This is a genomic window from Streptococcus sp. NCTC 11567 (assembly GCF_902141215.1).
GTDB classification, from domain to species: domain Bacteria; phylum Bacillota; class Bacilli; order Lactobacillales; family Streptococcaceae; genus Streptococcus; species Streptococcus dysgalactiae.
In genome coordinates, this window is sequence record NZ_LR595857.1 from 688499 (window position 1) to 714818 (window position 26320).

The window sequence follows — 26320 nt, forward strand, 5'->3', positions numbered from 1 at the left end:
AGATTATTCTATTAAAGGAGAAGCCTGTGTTTTACGCTTACTTACGTGGTTTAGTAGTCTTTTTATTATGGGTTGTCAATGGCAATGCCCACTACCATCATGAAGAAAATATGTTAGATGCTTCTGAGAATTATATTCTGGTAGCACCTCATCGAACCTTTTGGGATCCAGTTTACATGGCATTTGCAGCACGTCCTAAGCAGTTTGTTTTTATGGCTAAAAAAGAGTTGTTTACGAATCGTCTCTTTGCTTGGTGGATTAAAATGTGTGGTGCTTTTCCTATCGATCGTGATAAACCGAGTCCAGATGCTATTCGTTACCCTGTTAATATGCTCAAAAAGAGCAATCGTTCTCTTCTTATGTTTCCAAGTGGAAGTAGGCATTCGCAAGAGGTCAAAGGAGGGGTCGCTGTGATTGCTAAAATGGCTAAGGTCAAGATTATGCCAGCAGCCTATCAGGGGCCTATGTCGGTCAAGGGATTACTAGCGGGAGAACGGGTTGACATGACTTTTGGGAATCCCATTGACGTCTCAGATATTAAACGCATGAATGATGAAGGGATTGCTGAGGTGGCAAACCGTATTCAGGCAGAGTTTGATCGGATGGATGACGAGTTGGCACCTTTCCAACCAGGCAAAGCAAGGAACCCTTTAACTTATCTCTACCGTTTACCATTAGGATTGGTTTTGGTGGTGGTATTATTATTAACCATGTTATTTTCCTATATTGCTAGTTTTGTTTGGAATCCAGATAAACATCGCCATTAAAAAACAAAAATAAGAAGAACATCTTTGTTTCAAAAAAGAGCTAAGCTTTAGTATTTCTGCGTAACAGACTTACTAAAGCTTAGCTTTTTTATTTGGTGACAGAGAAATCAGAAGAAGGCGATCGACTAAATATTGGCAGGTTTATCGATTGCCTGCTTAATTTTTGGTTGACAAATAGGGCGATGTGGCAAAAACCATACGTACCTAATAGGAAAGATAGGTTTCAATAGCCTATTATCTTCTTTGATTTAATTGGTAACCACATTATATAGAAAAGTCCGTTTCGCGCTCAAGCAAGCGTTGGTTGCTAGGGGGTTCCATTTGCACTTTCTTCAAAAAATTTCATGAGAATTATTTTTTAACATTCATTTACGAATAAAAAGATGAGGTGAAAAAATGATAGATGACTTGTTAACTAAAGGAACAAATAGCTTGAAAAAGGTTTATTCTCTGCCACGCTTGATTGGTGTTGTGCTAGCCATTTTTCTGATACTAACCCTAAGTTTTGTTATCTGGGGAAAAGAGCAGAGCCAAACAAAACTTCCTATTGTATCAACTTCTTCTTCCATACAACAGCCAGCTAGTGAGGAAAAAAAGTATTCTTCAGAAGAGAGTAATATTTTAGTGGATTTAAAAGGAGCCGTACAACAGGAGGGAGTTTATAAGCTCAGGGCTAATAGCCGTGTGCGCGATGTCATTGAATTAGCTGGGGGACTTACTCAGGAAGCTGATAGACATGCTGTTAATTTTGCAGAAAAACTGGTGGATGAGCAGGTTGTGTATGTGGCTAAGCAGGGTGAAGACATTTCTGTCTTGCCAAATGCCTCCTCAGCAGGTAAAGCTAACGCAGAAATGTCTAACTCAACAAAGGTGAATATCAATAAGGCAAATTTAGAGGAGTTACAACGTATTTCGGGCATTGGTGTAAAAAGGGCTCAGGATATTCTTGAGACGAGAGACAGTCTAGGTGGCTTTAAAACGTTAGATGATCTTAGACAGGTATCTGGAATTGGTGAAAAAACACTTGAGAAATTGAAACATGAACTATCGTTGGACTAAGTGGTCTCCCTTGCCTCCCATTCAACTAGCCTTTTTGGTAATGGCTCTTTATTATCAGATCTATTGTCCTAGCTGGTTGACTTGCTTACTTAGCAGTTGTTTAGGAATGTTACTATTGAAGCAGTTTCCTCAGAAGACCCTCTGTAAGGTTGTTATGATTCTGGCCTTATTTGCTGCTGTCTTTGTTTATTGGAAACATCAGTTGAGACAGCAATTGGAAACACAACCTTTACAAGTGTCTCAGGTAGCATTGGTTCCGGATAGTATTCGAATTAATGGAGATCAATTAGCTGTTATTGGGCGTCACGGTAATCATTCTTATCAGTTGTTTTATCATTTTAAACATCAAACGGAAGCCCGATTTTTCCAAAAAGAGTACCGTTGGATAGTGATGCATGCCAAAATAGTATTGGACAAGGCTGAGACTTCCCGAAATTTTAGAGGATTTAATTACCAATCTTTTTTAGCCTATCAGGGAATTTACAGGATAGGAAAAGTGGAACAAGTAGAGCAGCTTGAAGTGGTTTCACCAAAGTCAGTAGGAGATTATTTATCTTCTTTGAGGCGACAGGCTATTGTCCATTGCCAACAATCCTTTCCAAAGCCCATGTCTCATTATTTGACGGGACTCCTTTTCGGCTATTTGGATAAGTCCTTTGGTGAGATGACAGATTATTATAGTCAGCTTGGTATCATTCATCTTTTTGCCCTATCAGGGATGCAGGTTGGCTTCTTTTTAACCTGTTTTAGAAGAGGTTTGACGCTATTAGCTATTCCTCTCGAATGGATTAAATGGATAGAGCTTCCCTTTGCCTGTCTATATGCTGCGCTGACAGGTTACAGTATTTCTGTTATTCGAAGCCTTCTGCAGGCCCAATTAGGTCATCTAGGCATAAAAGGCTTAGATAATCTGGCTTGCGCTTTCTTACTTGTTCTTTTATGGGATGCTCATGCTTTGATGACTGTTGGTGGAGTACTAACATTTAGCTATGCGTTTATGTTAACTGTTATCACTTTTGAGGAGTTATCGGGAGTTAAAAAGCATTTCGTCCAGGTCATTACTGTTTCTTTAGGGATGTTACCTTTCTTGCTCTTTTATTTTGCTAGTTTTAACCCCATGTCAATGGTATTGACAGAGCTTTTGTCTTATCTCTTCGATGTTTTGATTTTGCCTCTTCTTTGCTTGGTTTTCTGTTTGTCTCCTTTGATAACTCTCTCAGGATGTAATTATCTCTTTCTTTTCTTAGAAAAAGTCATTCAATTTCTTGGGAATACCCTCAATGCCTCCCTTGTTTTTGGAAGTCCGACCAGTTGGCAATTGCTTATCCTGGTGATTAGCTTCGCTATTCTTTATGACCATCGGAAGATACGACAAAGAGTTATCACTTGCGGCTTGGTCATAGGCCTGACACTTTTATCTGTTAAATATCCTTTGACCAATGAAGTGACCTTTATCGACATTGGCCAGGGCGATAGTATTTTAGTGAGGGATTGGACAGGAAAAAATCTCTTAATAGATGTAGGTGGGCGCCTTTCCTTTTCTTCAAAAGAGCAGTGGCGACAGGGGCACCAGACATCGAATGCTCAGAAAACCTTAATTCCTTACTTAAAAAGTAGAGGCATTCACACCATTGACCAATTACTAGTGACTCATGCGGATACTGATCATATGGGGGATATAGAGGTGGTTGCCAAAGCTATTCGGATAAAGGAGATTTTGACTAGCCAAGGTAGTTTAAGCCAGCCAAGCTTTGTTAGGCGGTTAAGGGGTTTAAAATGTCACGTTAGGGTTTTAGCAGCTGGAGACCAATTGCCTATTATGGGAAGTGTCTTACAGGTACTCTATCCTTGGCAGTTAGGGAACGGGAAAAATAATGATTCTCTGGTTCTTTATGGTAGGCTCCTCAATCAAACTTTTCTATTTACAGGTGATTTGGAAAAAGAGGGAGAAAACGAGATCATAGAACGTTATCCTCAACTAAGAGTAGATTATTTAAAAGCAGGTCACCATGGATCAAATACCTCTTCTAGTGCAGCTTTTTTAGACCATATTCAGCCTAAAGTGGCCTTTATTTCTGCTGGAAAAAATAACCGTTATCAGCATCCTCACAGAGAAACCCTAACCCGTTTAGAGGATAGGGAAATTTCTTATTATCGCACGGATATTCAAGGAGCTGTTCGGTTGACAGGATGGCTAAATTGGCATATTGAGACTGTTCGTTGAGCAGGGGAAAGTGCATTAATTTCTTAACACCTTGATGTCAGGTCGGTAGCTTTTCTTTTGAAAGATGATATAATAAAAGCATGATTGCGATAGAAAAGATAGAGAAACTGAATAAACAAAATTTAGGCCTCATTACCTTGGTAACTGGAGAAGATATTGGTCAATATAGCCAATTAAAATCGCGTTTAATGACGCAAATTGCTTTTGATAAGGATGATTTAACCTATTCTTATTTTGACATGTCCGAGACGGCTTATCAGGATGCAGAAATGGATTTGTTGAGTTTGCCTTTTTTTGCTGAGCAGAAGGTGGTCATTTTTGATCATTTGTTAGATATCACGACCAATAAAAAAAGTTTCTTAAAAGAAAAAGACCTAAAGGCCTTTGAAGCCTATTTAGAAAATCCCTTAGAAACTACTCGACTAATTATCTTTGCACCAGGGAAGTTGGATAGTAAACGACGCTTGGTCAAACTCTTAAAACGAGATGCTCTTATTTTGGAAGCAAGTCCGTTGAAAGAAGCGGAGCTGAGAACTTATTTTCAAAAATACAGTCATCAACTGGGTTTAGGTTTCGAGAGTGGTGCCTTTGACCAATTGCTTTTGAAATCAAACGATGATTTTAGTCAAATCATGAAAAACATGGCTTTTTTAAAAGCTTATAAAAAATCGGGGACTGTCAGTCTAGCAGATATTGAACAGGCCATTCCTAAAAGTTTGCAAGACAATATTTTTGACTTAACCAGACTCGTTCTACGAGGAAAAATCGATGCAGCTAGAGATTTGATTCATGATTTACGCTTATCAGGGGAAGATGATATTAAATTAATTGCTATTATGTTGGGGCAATTTCGCTTATTTTTGCAGCTGACTATTCTTGCTAAAGACGTAAAAAACGAGCAACAACTAGTGATTAGTTTATCAGATATTCTTGGGCGGCGGGTTAATCCTTACCAGGTCAAGTATGCGTTAAAGGATTCTAGGACCTTATCTCTTGCCTTTCTAACAGGAGCGGTGAAAACCTTGATTGAGACAGATTACCAGATAAAAACAGGACTTTATGAGAAGAGTTATCTAGTTGATATTGCTCTCTTAAAAATCATGACTCACTCTCAAAAATAGGCGTTGGACCGCTTTCCAAGAGATAATCAAATTAGTTGAAAGCTCTTATTTTTTGCGATAAGATAGACGTATCATAAAGGAAAAGAGGACAGGAAAATGGCTATTATTTTACCAAAACTTCCATACGCGTATGATGCTCTTGAACCGCAGTTTGATGTGGAGACAATGACTCTTCATCATGATAAACACCATGCCACTTATGTCGCTAATACCAATGCGGCTTTAGAAAAACACCCAGAGATCGGAGAAAATCTGGAGGAACTATTGGCAGATGTCACTAAGATTCCAGAAGATATTCGTCAAGCCTTAATTAATAATGGTGGTGGACACCTAAACCATGCGCTTTTCTGGGAACTATTATCACCTGAAAAACAAGACGTCACTCCTGATGTTGCACAAGCCATTGATGATGCTTTTGGGTCATTTGACGCCTTTAAAGAACAATTTACAGCAGCTGCTACTGGACGTTTTGGTTCAGGTTGGGCATGGTTAGTTGTTAATAAAGAAGGACAACTCGAAATCACATCAACCGCTAACCAAGATACTCCAATTTCAGAAGGCAAAAAACCAATTCTAGCGCTTGATGTGTGGGAGCATGCTTACTACTTGAATTATCGTAATGTACGTCCAAATTATATCAAAGCTTTCTTTGAAATCATTAATTGGAAAAAAGTATCCGAACTTTACCAGGCGGCTAAATAAAGAAACAGGTACCAATCTCGGGAGGAGATTGGTTTTTTAGATGGTTTGATGACTTAATAGGAAAACAGTCTGTGACTATGATAAGATAAAAATGGTTTGTCTTTTTAATATAATGCCTTGATTTTTAATCAGATTTAGCTAGAATAGAATGTATAGGAGATTTTAGGTGTTAAGAGAGAAAAGACGTAATATTTTGTGGGGTACTTTAACCATAGTGGCTTTAGCTATGTTAGTTGGTTGCTTAGCGATTAAAAAGAAAACAGCTTCCAAGAAAATGGGAGAGCATCAACAGCAAATAGCCTATTTAAAAAAGAAAAATAAGAAAAAAACAGTTAAACCTAAGCCATTCCCAGAAAAATCCAAAGAAGCTAAGCAAGCTACTATGGATGCAGATTTTGCACAGATGAATGCCTTAGGCCTTTATTATGACTACCATACGTTGAGTTTGGTGGACACGGTGAAAGCTTATCTGGAAGAGTTTGGTATTGATGAGTCTCAGATTGCTTTTTCCTACAAAGACCTTCGTTCAGGTAAGACAGTGACCATGAATGAACACCAGCCCATGACGGCAGGAAGTACTTATAAGTTACCGCTAAACATGTTGGTGGTTGATGAGGTGAAAAAGGGCAAGCTGACGTTAACAGAGCGTTTTGACATTACTGGAACGGATTATGAATACGAACAAGAACATAATGCCTATGTGGCTCAATTTAGTGGGGCCATGTCAATTCCAGATATGCAGGAGTATTCCCTTGTTTATTCAGAAAATACACCTGCATACGCTTTGGCAGAACGTTTGGGTGGCATGAATAAAGCTTATCAACTATTCGATCGGTATGGAAAAGCATCTGGTCCCATACCAACTATTGATCGCAAGGGAAACAAGACAACCACTGCGTACTACTTGCAGGTTCTTGATTATTTGTGGAAGCATCAGGATAAATATGAAGATATCTTATATTTTATCGGAGAGTCGTTTCCTGATTTGTATTACAAGGCTTACTTGCCAAATATCACCATCTATCAAAAACCTGGGTATGTCAGAGAAGCTTTAAATATAGGTGCGATTGTTTGTGAAGAATCTCCATACCTTATTGCTCTTTATTCAGCAGGTCTTGGTGGTGCTACAGAAGAGTCAGAAGAAGTTAACGGACTTGGCTACGTGCAGTTAATTAATTTAACCTATGTGATCAATGAATGGCATCGGGTTAATCACAATATGACTTAGCCGATTGATGAAATCTTTGGGGAGTGAGGCGTTTTAAATACTCATATGACTACCGGTAGAGGCTGTGCTTTTATAGAAATAAAAAAAGGTTTGACAATTAGCTTTGTCAAACCTTTTCCTTTAATATTGTTTGTGAGATGTTTGCGTTTTAGTTATGGTACTTTGATAATGGTGCAACAACTTTTTAAATTTTTTGATAGCTGCGCGCGTGAGTTGTTTGGAGGATTTCCCATTTCTACTATAAATAGGGTTATGTTTGTCACCTTGTTGTTCCAAATCAGGAACGAGGAAAGTGGCTTCTGGACTATGGGTTGCCTCTTCGATAAATGCAGGGTCAAAGAGCAAAATAGGATCAATATCAAGGAGACGGTGTAAGTCATCGTTTTGATTCCCGTAGTTGAAGGAGGAACCATTGACAATACTATTACGTGTCAGGTTTTCCGGATCTAATGCGACTAAAAATTGTCCAGATTCTGACAAAATAAATTCTGAATGAAAATGAATCAAAATCTTATAGTTAGACTGGGGAATATTATCAGTGTAGACAGCCTGGTGATTGCCACTGGCATCTAATATACTGGCGACTTTATTGTGATACCGAGACGATTCATATAGATTGTAGTCGTCATCTTCGAGAGTAGCCAGATACTTGGCTAAAGCATCCGCATCAGTTTCCCCCTTTTTTCCATACTGAGAACGAACCCACTCGATTTGTTGAGTAGATAAGAGGTAGCGTAGCTGATGGATTTGCCGGTTAAAACTGCTGTAAGGGATGTGCTCCAGATTGATATAGCAAGCTTGGATGAGGGCAGATAATTGATCCCAGAAGGGATCTGTGGGAGTTAAATTGGGGCTAAAATGCGCCAAAATTTGCTGAGTTTGGTGAACCTGTCCAGTCAATTCTTCTGGCATGTTTAAATAGGTCAAGAGGAGTTCTAGCCGTTTTTGAGCTTCTTGAGGTGTCTGTGTCATCTCTTCTTGTTGCCAGAGCTTTTGAAAGTCAGGTGAGCCTATCAGGCGAATGCGACTATAACGTTGTTCGAAATGATAAGAGTTTCCTCCAACGGTAAGGTGTTCAAGGTAGCCTTTTTGAATGGCCTTATAGGACCATCCGTCCCTATTGAGTTTTCGAACATAATCAAGCAAGTCGTGGCGTAATTTAATAGCTTCTGAAAGCTGGAGTTCTTGTAGTTTAGGATGGTTTTGGTAAAAAGGCGCCACTAAGTCCTGATAAGATTTGTGCTCTTTTTCAAAGGTTAGGCGACGATAGTCTTTTTGCCAAAAGCTAATGCAGAAGGTTAAAAAAATCAAGAAGCGCAGCCATTTTCCAAGTGTTTTCATGGTTTTATTTCACAAACATGGCATCGCCAAAACTGAAGAAGCGATACTTTTCATCGACAGCATGCTTATAGGCATCAAGGACAAAGTCACGCCCTGCAAAGGCGGAAACAAGCATGACAAGAGTTGATTTTGGAAGATGGAAATTAGTCGAGAAGGCATCAACAACCTTAAATTGGTAGCCTGGTTTAATAAAAATATTGGTCCAACCAGAATCAGCTTGGATGTCCCCTTGGAACTTACTTCCGATGGTTTCCAATGTACGAATAGATGTGGTTCCAACAGCGACAACGCGGCCTCCAGCTTTTTTGACGTCGCGCAGTGTTTGTGCTGCTTCTTCTGAAAGGGAATAGAATTCAGAGTGCATGTCGTGGTCATCAAGATTATCCACGGAAACAGGGCGGAAAGTCCCCAAGCCCACATGTAGAGTTAGGTAAACCAAATGGACACCCTTAGCTTCGATTTTTGAGAGTAAGTCTGTTGTGAAGTGCAAACCAGCAGTTGGGGCAGCAGCAGAGCCATTTTCCTTAGCATATACGGTTTGGTAACGTTCAGCATCATCTAATTTCTCATGGATGTAAGGAGGTAGAGGCATTTCGCCAAGACTTTCTAAAACTTCTAGAAAAATCCCCTCGTAGTTAAATTCCACAATGCGGCCACCGTGTTCTAATTCTTCAACAATGGTTGCTGTTAATCGACCATCTCCAAAACTGACTTGGCTACCAACTTTGAGGCGTTTAGCAGGTTTGGCAAGGACTTCCCACTGATCTCCGTGGGTATTTTTTAATAAGAGCAATTCCACATGACCATGGGTGTCAGGTTTTTCCCCATAGAGTCTGGCAGGTAAGACACGAGTATTGTTCATGACAAGCGCATCACCTGGATTTAGTTGATCGATGATGTGATCAAAATGGCTATCAATCATTGTCTTCTGCTCGTGGTCAATAATCAAAAGTTTTGAACTATCTCTTTTTTCAAGTGGTGTTTGGGCAATCAGTTCTTCGGGCAAATCAAAATCAAAATCGTTAGTATTCATTAGGTCTCCTTTGAGTTACTAGAGCACCTCTGGGTAGTCGCTCTCTGATAAGATAAATCTTTTCTATTATATCACTTGTTGTCTAACCCGTCATCTTTAATCTTTCATCAGAAAAGAAAGGACAGGCTTGACAAAAATTGGTATATACCATATAATGAAATTATAAAAGGTCTATACCAATAAAGGAGGAGAATGACATGAAAATTATTCGGGTCCAAGATCAGATTGAAGGTGGGAAAATCGCTTTTACCTTATTGAAAGATAGCTTAGCTAAGGGAGCTAAAACGTTAGGATTAGCAACAGGAAGTTCACCAATTAGTTTTTACCAAGAAATGGTCAAAAGTCCTTTGGATTTTTCGGACTTAACAAGTATTAACTTGGATGAATATGTCGGTCTTCCAGTAGAGAGCGATCAGAGTTATGATTATTTTATGCGTCAAAACCTTTTTAATGCGAAGTCTTTTAAAAAGAATTACTTGCCCAATGGTTTAGCAACCGATGTCGAAGCAGAAGCTAAACGATATGACCAAATCATTGCAGAGCATCCGATTGATTTTCAAGTGCTTGGGATTGGACGTAATGGGCACATTGGTTTTAACGAACCTGGGACTTCTTTTGAAGAAGAAACGCATGTGGTGGATCTTCAAGAATCAACCATTGAAGCCAATAGTCGTTTCTTTACAAGTATTGATGATGTCCCAAAACAAGCTATTTCTATGGGCATTGCTTCTATCATGAAGTCCAAAATGATTGTTCTTCTCGCTTTTGGAGAAGAAAAAGCAGATGCTATTAAAGGAATGGTATCTGGTCCTATCACAGAAGATCTTCCAGCTAGTATTCTCCAACAACATGAGAATGTGATTGTGATTGTGGATGAAGCTGCAGCATCTAAATTAAATGAAGTTGACTAATCATTAATAATTTTATAAGAAGGAAGAGGAAGAAGAGTTCTTGAGGTGAAGTCTTTTTCCTTCTTTTTCTTTTGTTGCTATCAATTTATGTTACACTACTAATATGCGTTTAGATAAATTATTAGAGGTAGTTACAGATGGGTCACGGCGGCAAGTGAAACAGTTGATCAAGGGACAAGACGTGAGAATTGATCACGAGATTGCTTGGAGTGGGCGACAAAATGTAGACCCCGGGCTACAACTGATTGAGATTTCCGGAAAACGGATAAGTCATCCCAAACATTCCTATTTTATCCTTAATAAACCAGCAGGGGTTGTCTCGGCAAGAAGCGATATTAACCATGTAACAGTGTTGGATCAACTTTCGGAGAAAGACAGACACCCAGACTTGTATCCAGTTGGCAGATTGGACAGAGATACCGAAGGTTTGGTTTTACTCACTGATAATGGGCCTTTAGGTTTTCGAATGTTACATCCTAGTCATCATGTTGCAAAGACCTATATGGTAACAGTCAATGGCTTCTTAGATGCGGATGCTCCAGATTTTTTCGCAGCAGGAATTAAGTTTCCAACAGGAGAGCAGTGCCGACCAGCTCAGTTAACAATCCTTCAGGCGAGTCAGGAGAAATCACAAGCACGTTTGGTCATTTCAGAAGGTAAATTTCATCAAGTGAAAAAAATGTTTTTGACCTATGGCTTGAAAGTGATTTCTCTTAAACGAACTAGTTTTGCCGGACTGGAACTTGGGGAACTAGCGAGTGGAGCCTACCGTTCCTTGACTGATGCTGAAACGTTAGTGATTAAAGCTTATTTAGATTGATAAAAACTTACTGATCACTAATACGCTATTCTTGCTTAAACAGCAAACTGTCTATATACTGAAACAGTATCTTAGTTAAAGGAGATTTTTCATGAAAACGAAACTGCCAACTAAATTGGCAATGTTGTCCATCTCACTCTTTTTAATGTCGCATTTAGCGATTGCACCTGCCATTCCTAAACTTTATGCCCTCTATCATGGGCAAAATCCTCATATTGGCTTGGCTTCTGTGGAGAGTCTCGTGACTATTCCAGCCATGATGATTACCATTTTTGTCATGCTAAGTCACCTTGTCGTCGCAACATTAGGAAAGAAAAAAACGATCCAACTGGGATTGGTATTGATTCTAATATCAGGTCTGGTATCTTTTTTCACCAAGCAATTTGTAGTGGCTTTAATGTGTCGTCTGTTATTGGGAGTAGGTATTGGCCTTTACAATTCCCTTTCTATCAGTATTATCAGCGATTACTATGAGGGTGACGAGCGTGCCAGCATGATTGGCTTTCGAACGGCAACGCTTAATATTGGAAAGGCCTTAACGACTTTTATCGTTGGTCTAGCTTTGTTAGTTGGTGTTAATTATACCTACCTTGTGTATTTGTTGGTTATTCCTGTTTACATTTTATTTAGCAAATACGTTCCTGAAATTGATACAAGTCATTTAACACTTAAGAAAACAACTTATATTAATCAGGCTGTTGGTTACCTGATGTTAATCACCTTCTTTGTGGGAATTTCTTACATTGGAGCAACCATTAAAATCCCCTCTCTTCTTGTCAATAAATACCATTATTCCAGTTTCTATGCGAGTAACATGCTGACTATTTTAGCTATTAGCGGTATTTTGATTGGTCTGGTCTTTGGACAGCTAACCAAGTATCTCAACGATAGCATCATGGCTGTGATGATTCTCCTCATGGGTCTGGGGAATCTTATCTTTACCTTTGCTACTCATAGTGCCCTTTTCATCTTAGGAGCCCTTTTAATCGGAGCAAGTTTTGTGGGCGCCATGTCTGCTGTTTTTGATTATATTGCTAAACATTTTAAAAGGGAACATAATCATTTTGTAACCAGTTTGGCAATTACCGCAGGGAATATTGGTGTTATTCTAACGCCAGTTTTATTAACCAAACTACCCGCACTCTGGCATTGGGAAATGTTTGTGACTCCTTTTTACATGACGAGTGGTTTTATGTTGGTCAATCTTATCTTGTATGGGCTGCTGAAAAAAAGCTCATCTCAAAGAAGCTAGGCAGATTTGCCTGCTTTTTTTGTATCTCAATTGAGTTTTTTTGACAAAAGACTAAATTGAGGTAAGAATGGTTTCTTTTTACGAATAATAAGGTAGAGGGACTAAGAGGAGGTGTTGAGAGTATTAACAGCTTTAACCAATGAGAATCAGGTGATTTCTTTGCTAGTACAGCCTAATCCTCAGAAGCAACCATTTCGTTGTCCAGCTTGCGGATCTCCTGTTCGCTTGCGTCAGGGAAAAATTATACGCCCTCATTTTGCACACATCACATTAGCTAATTGTCATTTTCAAACAGAAAATGAGTCCCAAGAACATTTGCATTTGAAAGCAAAAATATACACAAGTCTGATAAAAACAGAAAAGGTTTGTGTGGAAAAGTATCTTCCCGAGTTACAACAATTTCCAGATCTTTGGGTGAATGATAAGTTAGCCTTAGAAATTCAGTGCAGCCCTATACCAATTGAGCGTTTGGTGGCACGTACACAAGCCTATCAGAAACATGGTTACGAGGTTCGTTGGCTGTTGGGAAAGAAACTCTGGCTTAAAAATCGTTTAACGGCCTTCCAAAAACAATGTCTTTACTTTTCGTCTCGTTTAGGCTTTCATTTGTGGGAGTTGGATACAGCTGCACATCTGTTGCGTCTAAAATACTTAATTCATGAAGATTTATTTGACAAAGTGAGTTACCTAACCAAAACCATTTCTTTGGATAACAATATCATGGAAAGTTTGCGGATTCCTTATCACCAAAGCAAGCTCTGTTCTTACCAAAAACCTATGGCCAAGTCTCTTTCGATACCCATTCAAAGGGCTTTATTAGCGAAGCACCCTAAATGGTTACGTCGTCAGGAAAGAGCCTATTTAGCTGGCTATAATTTACTCATGTTGCCAGTAGAGGCCTTCTATCCTCAATGGCGTCCCGTACAGTCGGCTACTGGTTTTTGTCAAATCAAAGAGAATCTCCATGATTATAATAAGAGTTTTAAAGCTTATTACAAAAAAGAAGGGAATAAGAAGGTGCAAACGCTTTTTTCACCTCAATATTATGTTAAAATAGTTAGTAATAGAAAATGAGGAGGATATTATGACAGATAATCGTAGTCATTTAGAAGAAAAGTACACTTGGGATTTGAGCACTATTTTTGCAACAGATAAGGATTGGGAAGCTGAAGTCAGTGGCTTAGCTAGTGAAATTGACGCGGCTAAGGATTTTTCAGGTCATTTACTAGATTCTAGCGCTAATCTGTTGACAATTACAGATACTTATTTAGAGTTAGCTCGTCGTGTTGAGAAAGTCTATGTCTATGCTCATATGAAAAATGATCAAGACACGACTGTTGCTAAATATCAAGAATATCAGGCTAAGGCTTCTGGCTTGTATGCTAAATTTAGCGAAGTGTTTTCATTCTATGACCCAGAAGTTATGGCATTGAGTCAGGAAGATTACCAAGCTTTTCTTGCGGAAACTCCTGATTTAAAAAGGTATCATCATTTCTTTGACAAATTGTTCCAGACACGTGACCATGTGCTTAGCCAGGCTGAAGAGGAATTATTAGCAGGAGCCCAAGAAATTTTCAATGGCGCTGAAGAAACCTTTAGCATTCTGGATAACGCTGATATTGTCTTTCCAGTAGTTAAAAATGATAAGGGGGAAGATGTTGAATTAACCCATGGTAACTTCATCAGTTTAATGGAATCTAAAGATCGTAGCGTTCGCCAAGCTGCTTACGAGGCAATGTATAGCACTTATGAACAGTTCCAACACACTTATGCTAAAACCTTACAAACAAATGTTAAGGTTCAAAATTACAAGGCGCGTGTTCATAAATACGATTCAGCACGTCAAGCTGCCATGGCTGCTAACTTTATTCCAGAAGCTGTTTACGACACTTTATTAGAAACGGTTAACAAACATTTACCACTTTTACACCGTTACTTGAAACTTCGCCAAGATGTTCTTGGTCTAGATGAGTTGAAGATGTATGATGTTTACACACCATTATCTGAAACAGACCTAGCCATTGGTTATGATGAGGCTTTGGAAAAAGCTGAGAAGGTTTTGGCTGTTTTTGGTAAGGATTATGCAGACCGAGTGCATCGTGCCTTTACAGAACGTTGGATTGATGTTCATGTCAATAAAGGGAAGCGCTCTGGAGCTTATTCGGGTGGTTCCTACGACACCAATGCCTTTATGCTATTAAACTGGCAAGATACCTTAGACAATCTATACACTTTAGTTCATGAAACTGGGCACAGTTTGCATTCTACTTTCACTCGTGAAACACAGCCTTATGTGTATGGAGATTACAGTATTTTCCTAGCAGAAATTGCATCCACAACTAATGAAAACATCATGACAGAAGCTCTCTTAAATGAGGTGCAAGATGAGAAAGAACGCTTTGCCATTTTAAACCATTACCTTGACGGTTTCCGTGGCACCGTTTTCCGTCAAACCCAATTTGCTGAGTTTGAACACGCGATCCATCAAGCTGATCAAAAAGGAGAAGTGTTAACGAGCGAATACCTCAACCAATTGTATGCTGAATTGAATGAAAAGTATTATGGGTTGAGTAAAGACGATAATCATTTTATTCAGTATGAATGGGCACGTATTCCTCACTTCTATTACAATTATTATGTTTATCAGTATGCTACAGGCTTTGCAGCAGCAAGTTATTTAGCCGATAAGATTGTTCACGGAACGCAAGACGATATTGATCATTACTTGACCTACCTCAAGTCAGGAAATTCTGACTACCCACTTGAGGTCATCGCTAAAGCGGGTGTTGATATGGCAAAAGGTGACTATCTTGAAGCAGCCTTTAAAGTCTTCGAAGAACGTCTAACAGAACTTGAAGCCCTTGTTGCAAAAGGAGTTCATCACTAATACCATTGACAAGAGATTGCTTTGAGCATATCTCTTGTTTTTTCACTTTTTTTATTTTATTATTAATTAGTAATAAATAGTGATATATTCACAAAGTTGCAGTGGCCTGCACTCGGTAAAGTTGAGTAGCATCGCTTGAGACTAAGATTGTTAGATTAGTCGATAATGTATTAAAGGAGACATGATTATGGTTAAACGTATTGGTTTTATTCTTGGTAGCTTACGTCAAGAGTCAAATTCTCAAAAAGTAGCAGCAGCTGTTAAAGCCCTATTTCCAGAAGAAGTGGTAATCACTGAAATTCCTATTGGAGATCTTCCTCTTTATAATCCAGATCTTGATGAAGGAAATGTTCCTGAAAGCTATACTCGTTTCCGTCAAGCTGTCAAAGAACAAGATGGTATCGTATTTATCACTCCTGAATACAATCGTGGTCTGCCGGCGGCCATTAAAAATGCTATTGACGTTGGTTCTCGTCCAATCGGTCAAGGGGTATTTGATGGCAAGCCAAGTCTTATCGTTTCGCACTCTACCGAGAATGTTTCTGGCTTTGGTGCCAATCACCAATTGCGTCAAAGTTTAGTTTTCTTAAACGTTCCTGTCTGGGCACAGCCAGAAGCTTACTTGGCACAAGCTGATCAATTATTCGATGAACAGGGGCAATTGTCAAATGAAGGCACAAAAGGATTCTTGCAAACGGTGGTTGATGCTTATCTTGGTTTTGCCAAACGTTTTTGAGAATTAATCTCAGGTAACCAATCAATAATAAAGCTCATTTCATTAGTAGTGATGGTTTGGATTGACTCATAGGTCCATTCGGTCACTGCTTTTTTGTGTTATAATGGGAGCAATTAAGGAGAGGATGTCATGGAAATACGCCAAATCAGCTGGAGCGATCAAGCAGCTTTTGAAAAATTCCAAGCGCTTTTATTGGTAGAAAAAGCTGCTGGAAATTCTTTTGTTGAAACTAAAAAGGTCGTTGATTTTCCAGCTTTTGTTGCTAAATCTAAACGGTTTGAAACGCAAACAGATCATCCGGATTGGTCTACTAGTACGAATTATTATTATTTTCTAGATGATGAGTTGGTGGCTCGTATTGGTTGCCGCTGGCAGTTGGAAAAGGGAGATTTGGAAAGGTTTGGAGGACATATTGGTTACGTGACACGACCAGATTACCGTAGACAAGGAATTATGACAGAGTTACTACTCTTTGCATTAGAATGTTATCGGAAAAGAGGGATCTTGCGAGTCCTTATCACGGCAAACCGTTATAATATTGCTAGTCGGCGAACCATTGAAAAAGTAGGAGGTATCTTAGAAGATATTCTTCAGGTACCTATGGATTACAACGTATCATCAATGGTAGGTCAAGAGCTTGCCAGTTATTGGATTAATTTAGGAGAAAAGTAGTGACTGTTCATTTTATTTGGGATTTTGATGGAACTTTAGTGGAGTCTAGTCAAGCGATTAGAGAAGTGTTAGCTTTGCTTTATCAGACCTATCATTTGCCTCTTGATGAGGATTGGGTCATGACCTTCATTATCCAAGAATCAATTGGTGTGTTATTGCAACAATTAGCTAGAGAAGAAGAATTGTCTTTTGAGGAATTATTGACCTTTTTCAATCAGGAACAAGAGGCGCGTGATCACATGATAAATGCGATGCCAGGTGCAAAAGAAGTCTTGGAAAAAACGGCTCAAAAAGGTGTCAAGCATTATATTCTGACGCATAAAGGCGCTACGACGCATCCTGTTTTGGAGCGATTAGGCATGGCATCTTATTTTGAAGAAGTGGTAACAGCCGCTAATGGCTTTAAACGTAAACCAGATCCAGAAGCTCTAACCTACCTGATTAACAAATACCAAATGGACAAAAAGAGGACCTATTATATCGGTGACAGATCCTTAGATCAGCAAGCTGCAGAAAAATCAGGGATTCAATCCTTGAATTTAACTTGTCCAAGTAGTTCTAACAATCAGCACATTAACGATTTGATGGCGATTCTAGACCTCTTGCCAGAAATTCTTGATTAGCAAACCAGGCTTAATCATTTAGGAAGAATTCACATCAAATACTAGCAATAACATTAGTGTTGGCAGGTTGGTATTGTTTGCGAGTACACTTCAAAGATGGCTTTTGGAAGGAAGTGGAGTAGAATGAGGAGGTATCATCTCTAAGGCTATCAGTTTTTCATAAGGTTTGTGTTCACTGTAAAAAAGTCTTATATTAGGTTGATAAATGAAATCGTAAGGGAATGTTTCTATTGAGCAGCATTTTTGACATTGGATGTGAGATATAATAAACTAAAAACCCAACATTGTTTCGACGAACTGTTTTAATGTTCGCTAAATAGAAAGGGGTTTTTTGTGAAAAAAACAAATCGTTATGTGGTAGCAATGGCTGGGGTTCTCCTTCATCTGATGCTAGGATCGACTTATGCCTGGAGTGTTTATCGAAACCCTATCATGCAGCAAACTGGTTGGGATCCAGCAACTGTTGCCTTTGCCTTTTCATTAGCTATTTTTTGCTTGGGATTGTCAGCAGCTTTTATGGGAACTTTGGTTGAAAAATGTGGTCCTCGTGTTACTGGGAGCATATCTGCTGTCCTGTATGCGGCAGGAAATATAATGACTGGCCTAGCTATTGATCGTCAAGAGATTTGGTTATTATATCTAGGGTATGGTATTATCGGTGGACTAGGGCTTGGAGCTGGTTACATTACCCCAGTATCTACTATTATCAAATGGTTTCCAGATAAGAGAGGCTTAGCAACTGGTCTGGCTATTATGGGGTTCGGCCTTGCCTCTTTGCTGACAAGTCCTGTTGCCCAGTGGTTGATTTCTACTAAGGGATTGGTTGCTACGTTCTACTTATTAGGTCTGGTTTATTTAGTGGTGATGTTACTAGCTTCTCAGTTCATTAAAAAACCAACTAGTCATGAATTAGCAAGCTTGATGGAACGAAGTACTGGCCAACATAATGATTTGACCAAAGGCATGACAGCTAAAGAAGCCCTTAAAACCAAATCTTTTTACCTCCTTTGGATGATACTGTTTTTAAATATTGCTTGTGGGTTAGGCCTCATTTCAGTTGTTGCACCAATGGCTCAAGACCTTGCTGGTTTAACCCCAGAGGCTGCAGCGATTGTTGTTGGCTTGATGGGAATATTCAATGGATTTGGTCGTCTTTTATGGGCCGGTCTATCGGATTATATCGGTCGTCCTTTGACTGTGATGCTATTGTTTTTGGTTAATATAGCTATGACAAGTAGTCTTATTTTTGTTCATCAACCTTTCTTTTTTGTAGCTGCTATGGCTATTCTCATGACATGTTACGGCGCTGGTTTTTCTTTAATACCTCCGTATTTAAGTGACCTTTTCGGAGCTAAAGAATTAGCTATGCTTCATGGCTACATCTTAACAGCTTGGGCAATGGCTGCATTGGTTGGTCCCATGTTATTATCGTTTACCTTTGAGTGGACACAAAGTTATCTTTTCACCTTACAAGTTTTCATTTGTTTGTATAGTTTAGCTTTGGTATTAACCTGGTGCTTGAAAAAGTCAGCTACTAATCGATAATGTGAACATAAACTCTAGCAATGCCTAGAGTTTTTTTATATAATTAATGTCATGGTTAAATCATATAGTAAAAATGCAAATCACAATATGCGTCGTCCTGTGGTCAAAGAAGATATTGTTCACTACATGCGGACGAAGCAAAAGCAAAACACAGGTTTTTTGGCAGAACTAGAACAGTTCGCAAGGCAAGAAAATATCCCTATTATTCAACATGAAGTGGTTGCTTATTTTAGGTTCTTATTGCAGACCTTGCAGCCAAAGAAGATCCTCGAAATTGGTACAGCCATTGGCTTTTCTGCTCTTTTGATGGCAGAGAACGCTCCAGACGCTACGATTGTAACGATTGATCGTAATCCTGAAATGATTGGCTTTGCTAAGGATAATTTCGCCAAATATGATCGTCGCCAGCAAATTAGATTGTTAGAAGGCGATGCGGCTGATATTTTAGCGACTCTTGAAGGCTCTTTTGATTTTGTTTTTATGGATTCTGCTAAATCAAAATACATTGTTTTTCTTCCAGAAATTTTAAAGCGCTTGACTGTTGGCGGTGTGATTATCTTAGATGATATTTTTCAAGGTGGTGACATTGCTAAACCTATTGAAGAGGTTCGTCGTGGACAGCGTACCATTTATCGTGGGCTGCAAGCCTTGTTTGATGCCACCTTAAATCATCCGGGTCTAACAGCAAGCCTTGTTCCACTTAGTGATGGGTTGCTGATGATTCGTAAGAATCAGGAAGATATTACCTTACCAGATTAAGTTACGTTTAAGAAATTGTGATATAATATATTAGTTAATGATAAAAAGGAGCTCAGAAGTAAATGAAAAAATCAAACAAACTCATTGCTGGGATTGTCACACTAGCATCTGTTATGACTTTGACAGCTTGTCAATCAACTAATGACAATACCAAAGTTATCTCAATGAAGGGTGATACCATCAGTGTCAGCGACTTCTATAACGAAACCAAACACACAGAAGTTTCTCAAAAGGCTATGCTAAACCTTGTGGTTAGCCGTGTTTTTGAAGCTCAGTATGGTGATAAAGTATCTAACAAGGAAGTCGAAAAAGCTTACAATAAAACTGCTGATCAGTATGGTGCCTCATTCTCAGCAGCCTTGGCACAGTCAAGCTTGACACCAGAGACTTACAAAAAACAAATTCGCTCATCTAAATTGGTGGAGTATGCTGTCAGAGAAACTGCTAAAAAAGAGTTAACAACTGAAGCATACAAAAAGGCTTATGAAACTTATACTCCAACAATGGCAGCACAAGTGATTGCTCTTGATAGTGAGGAAACAGCTAAGTCTGTCTTGGAAGAATTAAAAGCTGAAGGCGCAGATTTTGCTGCTATTGCCAAAGAAAAAACAACAGCAGCAGATAAGAAAATTGCTTATAAATTTGATTCAGGTGCAACAAGTTTACCAGCAGATGTTGTTAAGGCAGCATCAGGCTTGAAAGAAGGAGACATGTCAGAAGTGATTTCGGTATTGGATCCAGCCACTTATCAAAATAAATTCTACATTGTCAAAGTCACTAAAAAAGCTGAAAAGAAAGCTGACTGGAAAGTTTATAAAAAACGTTTGAAAGCTATTATTCTAGCTGAAAAAACAAGAGACATGAACTTCCAAAACAAAATCATCGCTAAAGCTTTAGACAAAGCTAATGTTAAAATTAAGGACAAAGCCTTTGCTAACATCTTAGTGCAATATGCTAACCTTGATAAAAAATCAAAAGCAACAAGTTCCAATTCAGCAACTCCAAAAACATCAGAAGAAAAACCAGCTTCAGAATCAACAGAAGCTAGTCAGCCACAAGAAGAACAATCTGAGGCAACACCAGCTGAAGGAACTGCTGATACTCAAACAGGTGAGGCTGCTGCTCAATAATAAGTTTTCATTGACTAATCAGTTAAAAAAACTTATAATAATTTAGTTAAGAATTGTTTATCAAGGATTAGATACAGAAAAGTGACGGTTGCTGCGAGTCATGGATAATCAGATAGACATGCTACTTAGCTTTATAATAATTGATATAACAAAATAAGAATGACAAGTCATTGAATGAAGGTGGTACCGCGGTTCTTCGCCCTTCGTTTGATTTCTTGTTATTTTTTTGAGGTGATTATGAAACAATTTCTAGTGAAACAACGGTTTACGTTTGGCGGTGAAAAATTTAATATCCAAGATAATTTTGAACAATTGGCCTATCAAGTTAAAGGAAGTTTTTTAGAAATTCCGAAACGCTTTACTGTCACCAATGACCAAGGTATTGAAATTTGTCAGATTACGAAAAAAGTATTTTCTTTCCTCCCTCAGTTTACAATTGATATGGCTAATGGCCATTCTTTCTATTTACAAAAGAAATTAACATTTTTTAAAGACCGGTATACGGTCGAAAATTTAGGTTTGCTTTTAGAAGGCAATATTTGGGACCTTGATTTTCGTTTGAGGACTCCGGATGGTCAACTAGTTGCTGAAATTTCCAAAGAACTTTTTCATTTAACTTCCCATTATTCTGTAACGATTGTAGATGATGGTTATGCTGATTTAGTTATTTCTTTAGTAGTTGCCATTGACTATGTGGAAATGATGGAAGCTGCATCTAGTTCTTAATAGTTTATCACTGAAAGTTTTTCTAAAAATAAGCAATCTATTGGTGTTGGTTCCTGTTTCCTGGAACCATATGTGTTTTGAAAACAAATTGAAATTTTTAACAAAGGAATGGTTTGGTTAGGTTATTTTCGAATAAAAGCCAAGCTAAAAACAAATGAAAGGAAACGTTCAGTTCAGCTAGTTAGTTAAATTGAACCCGCCCGGAAGGGTTGCTTCTTTCAATTGCTGACTTCTCAAAATATCTAAATGAAAGGAAAGGGTATCGAGTTTATTCTGAAATGAACTCGGGCTACGGACTTTCACCTCAATTATTACTATATGAAAGGAAAAGTTCAATTTAGATAATTTTCTGAATTGAACCCGAGCTAAAAGCGTCGAGAAAAAAGATAGACCGCCTAGTGCGCTGGCGCACAGCGTTGGTCTCCTATTTTCTTCTCGCTTTCTTAACGCTCTTGGTATCTTAATTATGCATCAATTATCTTCTGCTCAAATCCGTCAAATGTGGTTGGATTTCTGGAAATCTAAGGGTCACGCGGTTGAGCCTTCTGCAAATCTTGTTCCGGTGAATGATCCGACTTTGCTTTGGATTAACTCTGGTGTGGCAACTCTTAAAAAGTATTTTGATGGTTCTGTGATTCCCGATAACCCACGTATCACTAACGCTCAAAAATCAATTCGTACCAACGATATCGAAAATGTTGGTAAAACTGCTCGTCACCATACCATGTTTGAAATGCTTGGGAATTTCTCTATTGGAGATTATTTCCGTGATGAAGCAATTGAATGGGGTTTTGAATTGCTAACTAGCCCGAAATGGTTTGGTTTCCCTAAAGAAAAATTGTACATGACATATTATCCAGACGATAAAGATTCATATAATCGTTGGATTTCACTTGGTGTGGAACCAAGTCACTTGATTCCACTGGAAGACAATTTCTGGGAAATTGGTGCTGGCCCTTCTGGTCCAGATACAGAAATCTTCTTTGACCGTGGTACTGAATTTGACCCTGAGAATATCGGTGTTCGTCTTTTGGAAGAAGATATTGAAAACGACCGTTACATCGAGATTTGGAATATTGTACTTTCACAATTTAACGCTGATCCAGCAGTTCCTCGTTCAGAATATAAAGAATTACCAAATAAAAACATTGATACGGGCGCTGGTTTAGAACGTCTGGTAGCGGTGATGCAAGGGGCTAAAACAAACTTTGAAACTGATTTGTTCATGCCAATCATCAAGGAAGTCGAAAAATTGTCTGGTCAAACTTACGATCAAGACGGAGACAACATGAGCTTTAAGGTCATTGCAGACCATATTCGTGCTCTATCATTTGCGATCGGTGACGGCGCTCTTCCAGGTAATGAAGGTCGCGGCTATGTGCTTCGCCGTTTGCTTCGTCGTGCGGTCATGCATGGACGTAAACTTGGTATCAAAGAAACCTTCCTTTACAAACTGGTTCAGACTGTAGGGGAAATCATGGCTTCCTACTATCCAGAAATCCTTGAAAAACGTGACTTCATCGAGAAAATTGTTAAACGCGAAGAAGAGACTTTTGCTCGGACCATTGATGCTGGTTCAGGTCATTTGGATCAATTGCTGGCGCAGTTAAAAGAAGCTGGTAAAGATACCCTAGAAGGTAAAAATATCTTCAAATTGTATGATACCTATGGTTTCCCAGTTGAATTGACTGAGGAAATGGCAGAAGAAGCTGGTTACAAAATTGATCATGATGGTTTCAAGGCTGCCATGAAAGAACAGCAGGACCGTGCCCGTGCAGCTGTTGTTAAAGGCGGATCAATGGGGATGCAAAATGAAACCCTTGCTGGTATTACCGAATCATCAACCTTCTTATATGAAACGGAAACTGTTGATGCTCGTTTAGCTGTTATTATTGTCGATAACGAACGTAGTGAAGTCGTGTCAGAAGGTCAAGCCCTACTTGTTTTTGATCAAACGCCATTCTATGCTGAAATGGGTGGACAAGTGGCTGACCGCGGGGTCATTAAAAATGCTAATGGAGACATTGTTGCCCGTGTAATAGATGTTCAAAAGGCACCAAATGGTCAAGCCTTACATACGGTAGATGTCTTAGCTAGTTTAGCCCTCGACACTGTTTACACTCTTGACATTGATCACAAGCGCCGTTATGCTGTTGAGAAAAATCATACAGCAACTCACTTGTTGCATGCAGCCCTTCACAACATTATCGGTGAGCATGCTACCCAAGCGGGATCTTTAAACGAGGAAGAATTCTTACGTTTTGACTTCACCCATTTTGAAGCTGTAACAGTAGATGAGCTTCGTCGCATTGAAGAAGAGGTTAACCAACAAATCTGGAAGGCCCTTGCTATCACAACAACTGAAACTGATGTAGAAACCGCTAAATCAATGGGAGCTATGGCACTCTTTGGTGAGAAATATGGTAAAACTGTTCGTGTGGTTCAAATCGGTGATTATTCTGTTGAGCTTTGTGGAGGAACTCATTTAAACAATACTTCGGAAATTGGCCTTTTCAAGATTCTTAAGGAAGAAGGTATTGGTTCAGGAACACGGCGTATTTTAGCTGTTACGGGTCAACAAGCTTTTGAAAGCTTCCGCAAGCAAGAAGATGCGTTGAAAGAGATCGCTCACACATTGAAAGCTCCACAAATGGATCAAGTTCCTGCTAAGGTTGTGAGTCTAAGTGAACAGCTCCGCGATTTGCAAAAAGAAAATGCAGAGCTTAAAGAAAAAGCTGCAGCAGCCCAAGCTGGTGATGTCTTTAAAGAGGTCAAGGAAGTAAATGGCTTGCGCTATATTGCTAGTCAAGTGTCTGTATCTGATGCAGGCGCCCTACGTACCTTTGCTGATAATTGGAAACAAAAAGACTACTCAGAGGTGCTAGTTCTAGTAGCAGCGATTGGTGAGAAAGTTAATGTCCTTGTAGCAAGCAAGTCTAAAGAAGTGCATGCAGGTAATATGATTAAAGTGTTGGCACCTATTGTGTCAGGCCGTGGTGGTGGAAAACCAGATATGGCGATGGCCGGTGGATCAGATGCTTCTAAGATTTCTGACTTAATGGCAGCAGTTCCAGAGCAATTTTAATCAAATAACGTCAAAACCAAGTTCCTAGGGGCTTGGTTTTTTGACTATCTTCATAGGAAATTTGACAACAATCATAATTTTTTTGACTATTATCGTTGTCAATAAGTAAAGGATGTGTTACAATATCTTCAAAGGAAACAAAATAAAAGGAGGTCTGTTATGAGACTACTGAAGGAAATCGATATTTTGCACAATAAAATGACCATCATTCTTCTCAATATTTTAGTTTTACCACTCTTCTTTTTATTTTTGATGTTCTTTGTTCATTTTGCAAGTTCTTCAAAGGGACTAGTATTAGGAGTAAGTGATTTTTTTTATTCTTTATTATTGAGTGTTTTGCTACTCGTGATTCACGAAGGAATTCATGGTATTTTCTTTAAACAATTTTGTCCCCAAAATCCTGTCAAGTTTGGCATAAATTGGAAAAGCTTGATGGCTTATGCAACCAGTCCAGGTTCTCTCTATTCCCGAAAGCAGATGGTTATTATTAGTCTATCACCATTTGTAGTTATTACCCTTATGTTGAGCATCTTTTTCATGCTAGGTTGGTTACCAGCAGGTCTATATGTTTTTGTTGTCAGTCTTCATGCTGCAGGCTGTATTGGTGATTTTTATTATGGCTATCTCTTGCTTTGGAGATTTCGCAAGGAAGCTATCTTGGTAGAGGACACAGAAATTGGTCTAAAAATTTACCTCGATGAAGGAGCCAACTAATGGACATTATGCTTAAAAATCGGCTCAAAGAATTACGAGCCAGAGATGGTATTAATCAAACGGAAATGGCAAAACTTGCAGGTGTATCGAGACAGACCATCAGTCTCATTGAGCGTAACGAATATACCCCATCAATTGTAATTGCCATGAAAATTGCTAAGGTGTTTCAGGAACCAGTTGAAGATGTGTTTCGTCTAGTGGAGGTCGAGGAATGAAAAAGAAGAAGAATAGTTTTTTACGCTTGTTAAAAATGTTATTACTATCAAGTTTGGCGGGAGGGATTATAGGTGGCATGGTTGGAGCCTTTTTAGGTTACCATGGAGGGAGATTAGATCATCTCACGTTCCTAAAAGAAGATGTGATTAACCTGATTATCTTATTAAATCGTCTGGTAGTTGTCACAGGACTCACACTCTCTTTTGTTTTTTTAACGCAACTGAAAAAAGAGACAGCTGTTTATAACACAGTTGAAGAGGATGATTATTCTGAAAAAGGTTACCGTCAGCTGAATAAAAAGCATGCTTATACCATGTTATTGATTGCCGTAGCTTCTATTTTATCCATGTGCAATGTGCTACTTGGTCTGACCTTAACCAATGATTCACAGCATGCCATGTTGGCCATTCCGCTTCTGGATATCCTTTTATTACTAATGACCATTCCTTTTCAAGCTTTAGCCATGAAACGTTACAATGCCATTCGGGGAACCAATGTTCCTTATTTTCCAAATTTGAAAGAATTAAAACATAATATTATGGCTCTAGATGAGGCAGAATTACAAGCCTATTACAAGACATCGTTTGAAAGTGTGTTGTCCCTAAATGGTTCCATTATCCCTTCCTTGTATGTGATTTTATTTTTTATCTATCTATTCACTGGTCAAGTGGAATTAACAGCTATCCTAGTTTTGGTGTTAATTCAGCTTTATTTACTCGTTAAGAGTGCAACAATGACCAGACAATTTTATCGTTAGCCTAAAAGGAGA

General features: G+C 38.8%; 24 protein-coding genes. 22 read left to right on the forward strand and 2 right to left on the reverse strand.

What is annotated here, in order from left to right:
* Window positions 1-26: 26 nt before the first annotated feature.
* The 6 genes from FQT67_RS03645 (at window position 27) to FQT67_RS03670 (ending at window position 7101) form a co-directional block, all read left to right on the forward strand.
* On the forward strand, window positions 27-767 hold the full coding sequence (locus tag FQT67_RS03645; protein WP_022554937.1) for a 1-acyl-sn-glycerol-3-phosphate acyltransferase: 741 nt from the start codon (window positions 27-29) through the stop codon (window positions 765-767).
* A gap of 396 nt (window positions 768-1163) precedes the next feature.
* Window positions 1164-1826 (forward strand): helix-hairpin-helix domain-containing protein, encoded by a 663-nt coding sequence (locus tag FQT67_RS03650; protein ID WP_003057999.1) that lies wholly within the window; start codon window positions 1164-1166, stop codon window positions 1824-1826.
* Window positions 1807-4050, forward strand: coding sequence for a DNA internalization-related competence protein ComEC/Rec2 (locus FQT67_RS03655; RefSeq protein WP_046176930.1), 2244 nt, complete (start codon window positions 1807-1809; stop codon window positions 4048-4050). Before FQT67_RS03650 ends, FQT67_RS03655 begins: the two co-directional genes overlap by 20 nt.
* Before the next feature lie 80 nt (window positions 4051-4130).
* Complete coding sequence (gene holA / locus FQT67_RS03660) at window positions 4131-5171, forward strand: DNA polymerase III subunit delta (RefSeq protein ID WP_046176929.1); 1041 nt, start codon at window positions 4131-4133, stop codon at window positions 5169-5171.
* A 96-nt stretch (window positions 5172-5267) separates the two neighbouring features.
* Window positions 5268-5873, forward strand: coding sequence for a superoxide dismutase SodA (gene sodA / locus FQT67_RS03665; protein WP_003054499.1), 606 nt, complete (start codon window positions 5268-5270; stop codon window positions 5871-5873).
* A gap of 166 nt (window positions 5874-6039) precedes the next feature.
* A complete protein-coding gene (locus FQT67_RS03670) occupies window positions 6040-7101 on the forward strand; it encodes a serine hydrolase (protein ID WP_046176928.1) in 1062 nt (353 codons plus the stop codon).
* Window positions 7102-7221: 120 nt separating this feature from the next.
* Here FQT67_RS03670 and FQT67_RS03675 read toward each other — a convergent pair whose 3' ends face one another.
* Both FQT67_RS03675 and queA read right to left on the reverse strand, forming a co-directional pair.
* The gene (locus FQT67_RS03675) at window positions 7222-8442 is read right to left on the reverse strand and encodes a DUF3114 domain-containing protein (protein WP_015017200.1); all 1221 of its coding nucleotides are present in this window, start codon (window positions 8440-8442) and stop codon (window positions 7222-7224) included.
* Between the two features lie 4 nt (window positions 8443-8446).
* Window positions 8447-9475 carry a tRNA preQ1(34) S-adenosylmethionine ribosyltransferase-isomerase QueA gene (queA, locus tag FQT67_RS03680; RefSeq protein WP_022554929.1) on the reverse strand — a complete coding sequence of 343 codons (1029 nt, stop codon included), beginning with the start codon at window positions 9473-9475 and terminating at the stop codon, window positions 8447-8449.
* Window positions 9476-9672: 197 nt separating this feature from the next.
* Here queA and nagB point away from each other — a divergent pair, with 197 nt between their 5' ends.
* The 16 genes from nagB to FQT67_RS03760 all read left to right on the forward strand — a co-directional run bounded on the left by nagB (window position 9673) and on the right by FQT67_RS03760 (window position 26308).
* Window positions 9673-10386, forward strand: coding sequence for a glucosamine-6-phosphate deaminase (nagB, locus tag FQT67_RS03685; protein ID WP_003056370.1), 714 nt, complete (start codon window positions 9673-9675; stop codon window positions 10384-10386).
* Window positions 10387-10489: 103 nt separating this feature from the next.
* Window positions 10490-11206, forward strand: a complete 717-nt coding sequence (locus tag FQT67_RS03690; protein ID WP_003060776.1) for a pseudouridine synthase — start codon at window positions 10490-10492, stop codon at window positions 11204-11206.
* 91 nt (window positions 11207-11297) lie between these two features.
* Complete coding sequence (locus tag FQT67_RS03695) at window positions 11298-12458, forward strand: MFS transporter (RefSeq protein WP_015017197.1); 1161 nt, start codon at window positions 11298-11300, stop codon at window positions 12456-12458.
* A 111-nt stretch (window positions 12459-12569) separates the two neighbouring features.
* Window positions 12570-13532 (forward strand): competence protein CoiA family protein, encoded by a 963-nt coding sequence (locus FQT67_RS03700; protein ID WP_003056374.1) that lies wholly within the window; start codon window positions 12570-12572, stop codon window positions 13530-13532.
* A 10-nt stretch (window positions 13533-13542) separates the two neighbouring features.
* Window positions 13543-15345 (forward strand): oligoendopeptidase F, encoded by a 1803-nt coding sequence (gene pepF / locus FQT67_RS03705; protein WP_046176927.1) that lies wholly within the window; start codon window positions 13543-13545, stop codon window positions 15343-15345.
* Between the two features lie 187 nt (window positions 15346-15532).
* Window positions 15533-16081, forward strand: a complete 549-nt coding sequence (locus FQT67_RS03710; protein ID WP_046176926.1) for an NADPH-dependent FMN reductase — start codon at window positions 15533-15535, stop codon at window positions 16079-16081.
* Window positions 16082-16210: 129 nt separating this feature from the next.
* Window positions 16211-16753: a GNAT family N-acetyltransferase gene (locus tag FQT67_RS03715; RefSeq protein WP_046176925.1), complete on the forward strand. Its 543-nt coding sequence runs from the start codon at window positions 16211-16213 to the stop codon at window positions 16751-16753.
* A complete protein-coding gene (locus FQT67_RS03720; RefSeq protein ID WP_046176924.1) occupies window positions 16753-17376 on the forward strand; it encodes an HAD-IA family hydrolase in 624 nt (207 codons plus the stop codon). Before FQT67_RS03715 ends, FQT67_RS03720 begins: the two co-directional genes overlap by 1 nt.
* 333 nt (window positions 17377-17709) lie before the next feature.
* Window positions 17710-18921: an OFA family MFS transporter gene (locus FQT67_RS03725; protein ID WP_046176923.1), complete on the forward strand. Its 1212-nt coding sequence runs from the start codon at window positions 17710-17712 to the stop codon at window positions 18919-18921.
* A gap of 51 nt (window positions 18922-18972) precedes the next feature.
* Window positions 18973-19680 (forward strand): O-methyltransferase, encoded by a 708-nt coding sequence (locus tag FQT67_RS03730; RefSeq protein ID WP_015057801.1) that lies wholly within the window; start codon window positions 18973-18975, stop codon window positions 19678-19680.
* Between the two features lie 62 nt (window positions 19681-19742).
* Window positions 19743-20810, forward strand: a complete 1068-nt coding sequence (gene prsA, locus FQT67_RS03735) for a peptidylprolyl isomerase PrsA (protein WP_003060949.1) — start codon at window positions 19743-19745, stop codon at window positions 20808-20810.
* 237 nt (window positions 20811-21047) lie between these two features.
* Window positions 21048-21536 carry an LURP-one-related family protein gene (locus tag FQT67_RS03740; protein WP_046176922.1) on the forward strand — a complete coding sequence of 163 codons (489 nt, stop codon included), beginning with the start codon at window positions 21048-21050 and terminating at the stop codon, window positions 21534-21536.
* A 466-nt stretch (window positions 21537-22002) separates the two neighbouring features.
* Window positions 22003-24621, forward strand: a complete 2619-nt coding sequence (gene alaS, locus FQT67_RS03745) for an alanine--tRNA ligase (RefSeq protein WP_046176921.1) — start codon at window positions 22003-22005, stop codon at window positions 24619-24621.
* Window positions 24622-24780: 159 nt separating this feature from the next.
* Complete coding sequence (locus tag FQT67_RS03750; protein ID WP_046176920.1) at window positions 24781-25335, forward strand: DUF3267 domain-containing protein; 555 nt, start codon at window positions 24781-24783, stop codon at window positions 25333-25335.
* Window positions 25335-25550, forward strand: coding sequence for a helix-turn-helix transcriptional regulator (locus FQT67_RS03755; RefSeq protein ID WP_003054097.1), 216 nt, complete (start codon window positions 25335-25337; stop codon window positions 25548-25550). Before FQT67_RS03750 ends, FQT67_RS03755 begins: the two co-directional genes overlap by 1 nt.
* Window positions 25547-26308 carry a DUF3169 family protein gene (locus FQT67_RS03760; protein WP_012767247.1) on the forward strand — a complete coding sequence of 254 codons (762 nt, stop codon included), beginning with the start codon at window positions 25547-25549 and terminating at the stop codon, window positions 26306-26308. The genes FQT67_RS03755 and FQT67_RS03760 overlap by 4 nt, the downstream gene beginning before the upstream one ends.
* The last annotated feature ends 12 nt before the right edge of the window (window positions 26309-26320 follow it).

Coding starts and splice junctions, on each gene's coding strand:
- FQT67_RS03740 (WP_046176922.1), top strand. CDS start 21,048: ATGAAACAATTTCTAGTGAAACAACGGTTTACGTTTGGCGGTGAAAAA.
- FQT67_RS03750 (WP_046176920.1), top strand. CDS start 24,781: ATGAGACTACTGAAGGAAATCGATATTTTGCACAATAAAATGACCATC.
- nagB (WP_003056370.1), top strand. CDS start 9,673: ATGAAAATTATTCGGGTCCAAGATCAGATTGAAGGTGGGAAAATCGCT.
- sodA (WP_003054499.1), top strand. CDS start 5,268: ATGGCTATTATTTTACCAAAACTTCCATACGCGTATGATGCTCTTGAA.
- pepF (WP_046176927.1), top strand. CDS start 13,543: ATGACAGATAATCGTAGTCATTTAGAAGAAAAGTACACTTGGGATTTG.
- FQT67_RS03715 (WP_046176925.1), top strand. CDS start 16,211: ATGGAAATACGCCAAATCAGCTGGAGCGATCAAGCAGCTTTTGAAAAA.
- alaS (WP_046176921.1), top strand. CDS start 22,003: ATGCATCAATTATCTTCTGCTCAAATCCGTCAAATGTGGTTGGATTTC.
- FQT67_RS03730 (WP_015057801.1), top strand. CDS start 18,973: ATGGTTAAATCATATAGTAAAAATGCAAATCACAATATGCGTCGTCCT.
- FQT67_RS03675 (WP_015017200.1), bottom strand. CDS start 8,442: ATGAAAACACTTGGAAAATGGCTGCGCTTCTTGATTTTTTTAACCTTC.
- FQT67_RS03760 (WP_012767247.1), top strand. CDS start 25,547: ATGAAAAAGAAGAAGAATAGTTTTTTACGCTTGTTAAAAATGTTATTA.
- prsA (WP_003060949.1), top strand. CDS start 19,743: ATGAAAAAATCAAACAAACTCATTGCTGGGATTGTCACACTAGCATCT.
- FQT67_RS03695 (WP_015017197.1), top strand. CDS start 11,298: ATGAAAACGAAACTGCCAACTAAATTGGCAATGTTGTCCATCTCACTC.
- FQT67_RS03710 (WP_046176926.1), top strand. CDS start 15,533: ATGGTTAAACGTATTGGTTTTATTCTTGGTAGCTTACGTCAAGAGTCA.
- queA (WP_022554929.1), bottom strand. CDS start 9,475: ATGAATACTAACGATTTTGATTTTGATTTGCCCGAAGAACTGATTGCC.
- FQT67_RS03690 (WP_003060776.1), top strand. CDS start 10,490: ATGCGTTTAGATAAATTATTAGAGGTAGTTACAGATGGGTCACGGCGG.
- FQT67_RS03755 (WP_003054097.1), top strand. CDS start 25,335: ATGGACATTATGCTTAAAAATCGGCTCAAAGAATTACGAGCCAGAGAT.
- FQT67_RS03650 (WP_003057999.1), top strand. CDS start 1,164: ATGATAGATGACTTGTTAACTAAAGGAACAAATAGCTTGAAAAAGGTT.
- FQT67_RS03655 (WP_046176930.1), top strand. CDS start 1,807: ATGAACTATCGTTGGACTAAGTGGTCTCCCTTGCCTCCCATTCAACTA.
- holA (WP_046176929.1), top strand. CDS start 4,131: ATGATTGCGATAGAAAAGATAGAGAAACTGAATAAACAAAATTTAGGC.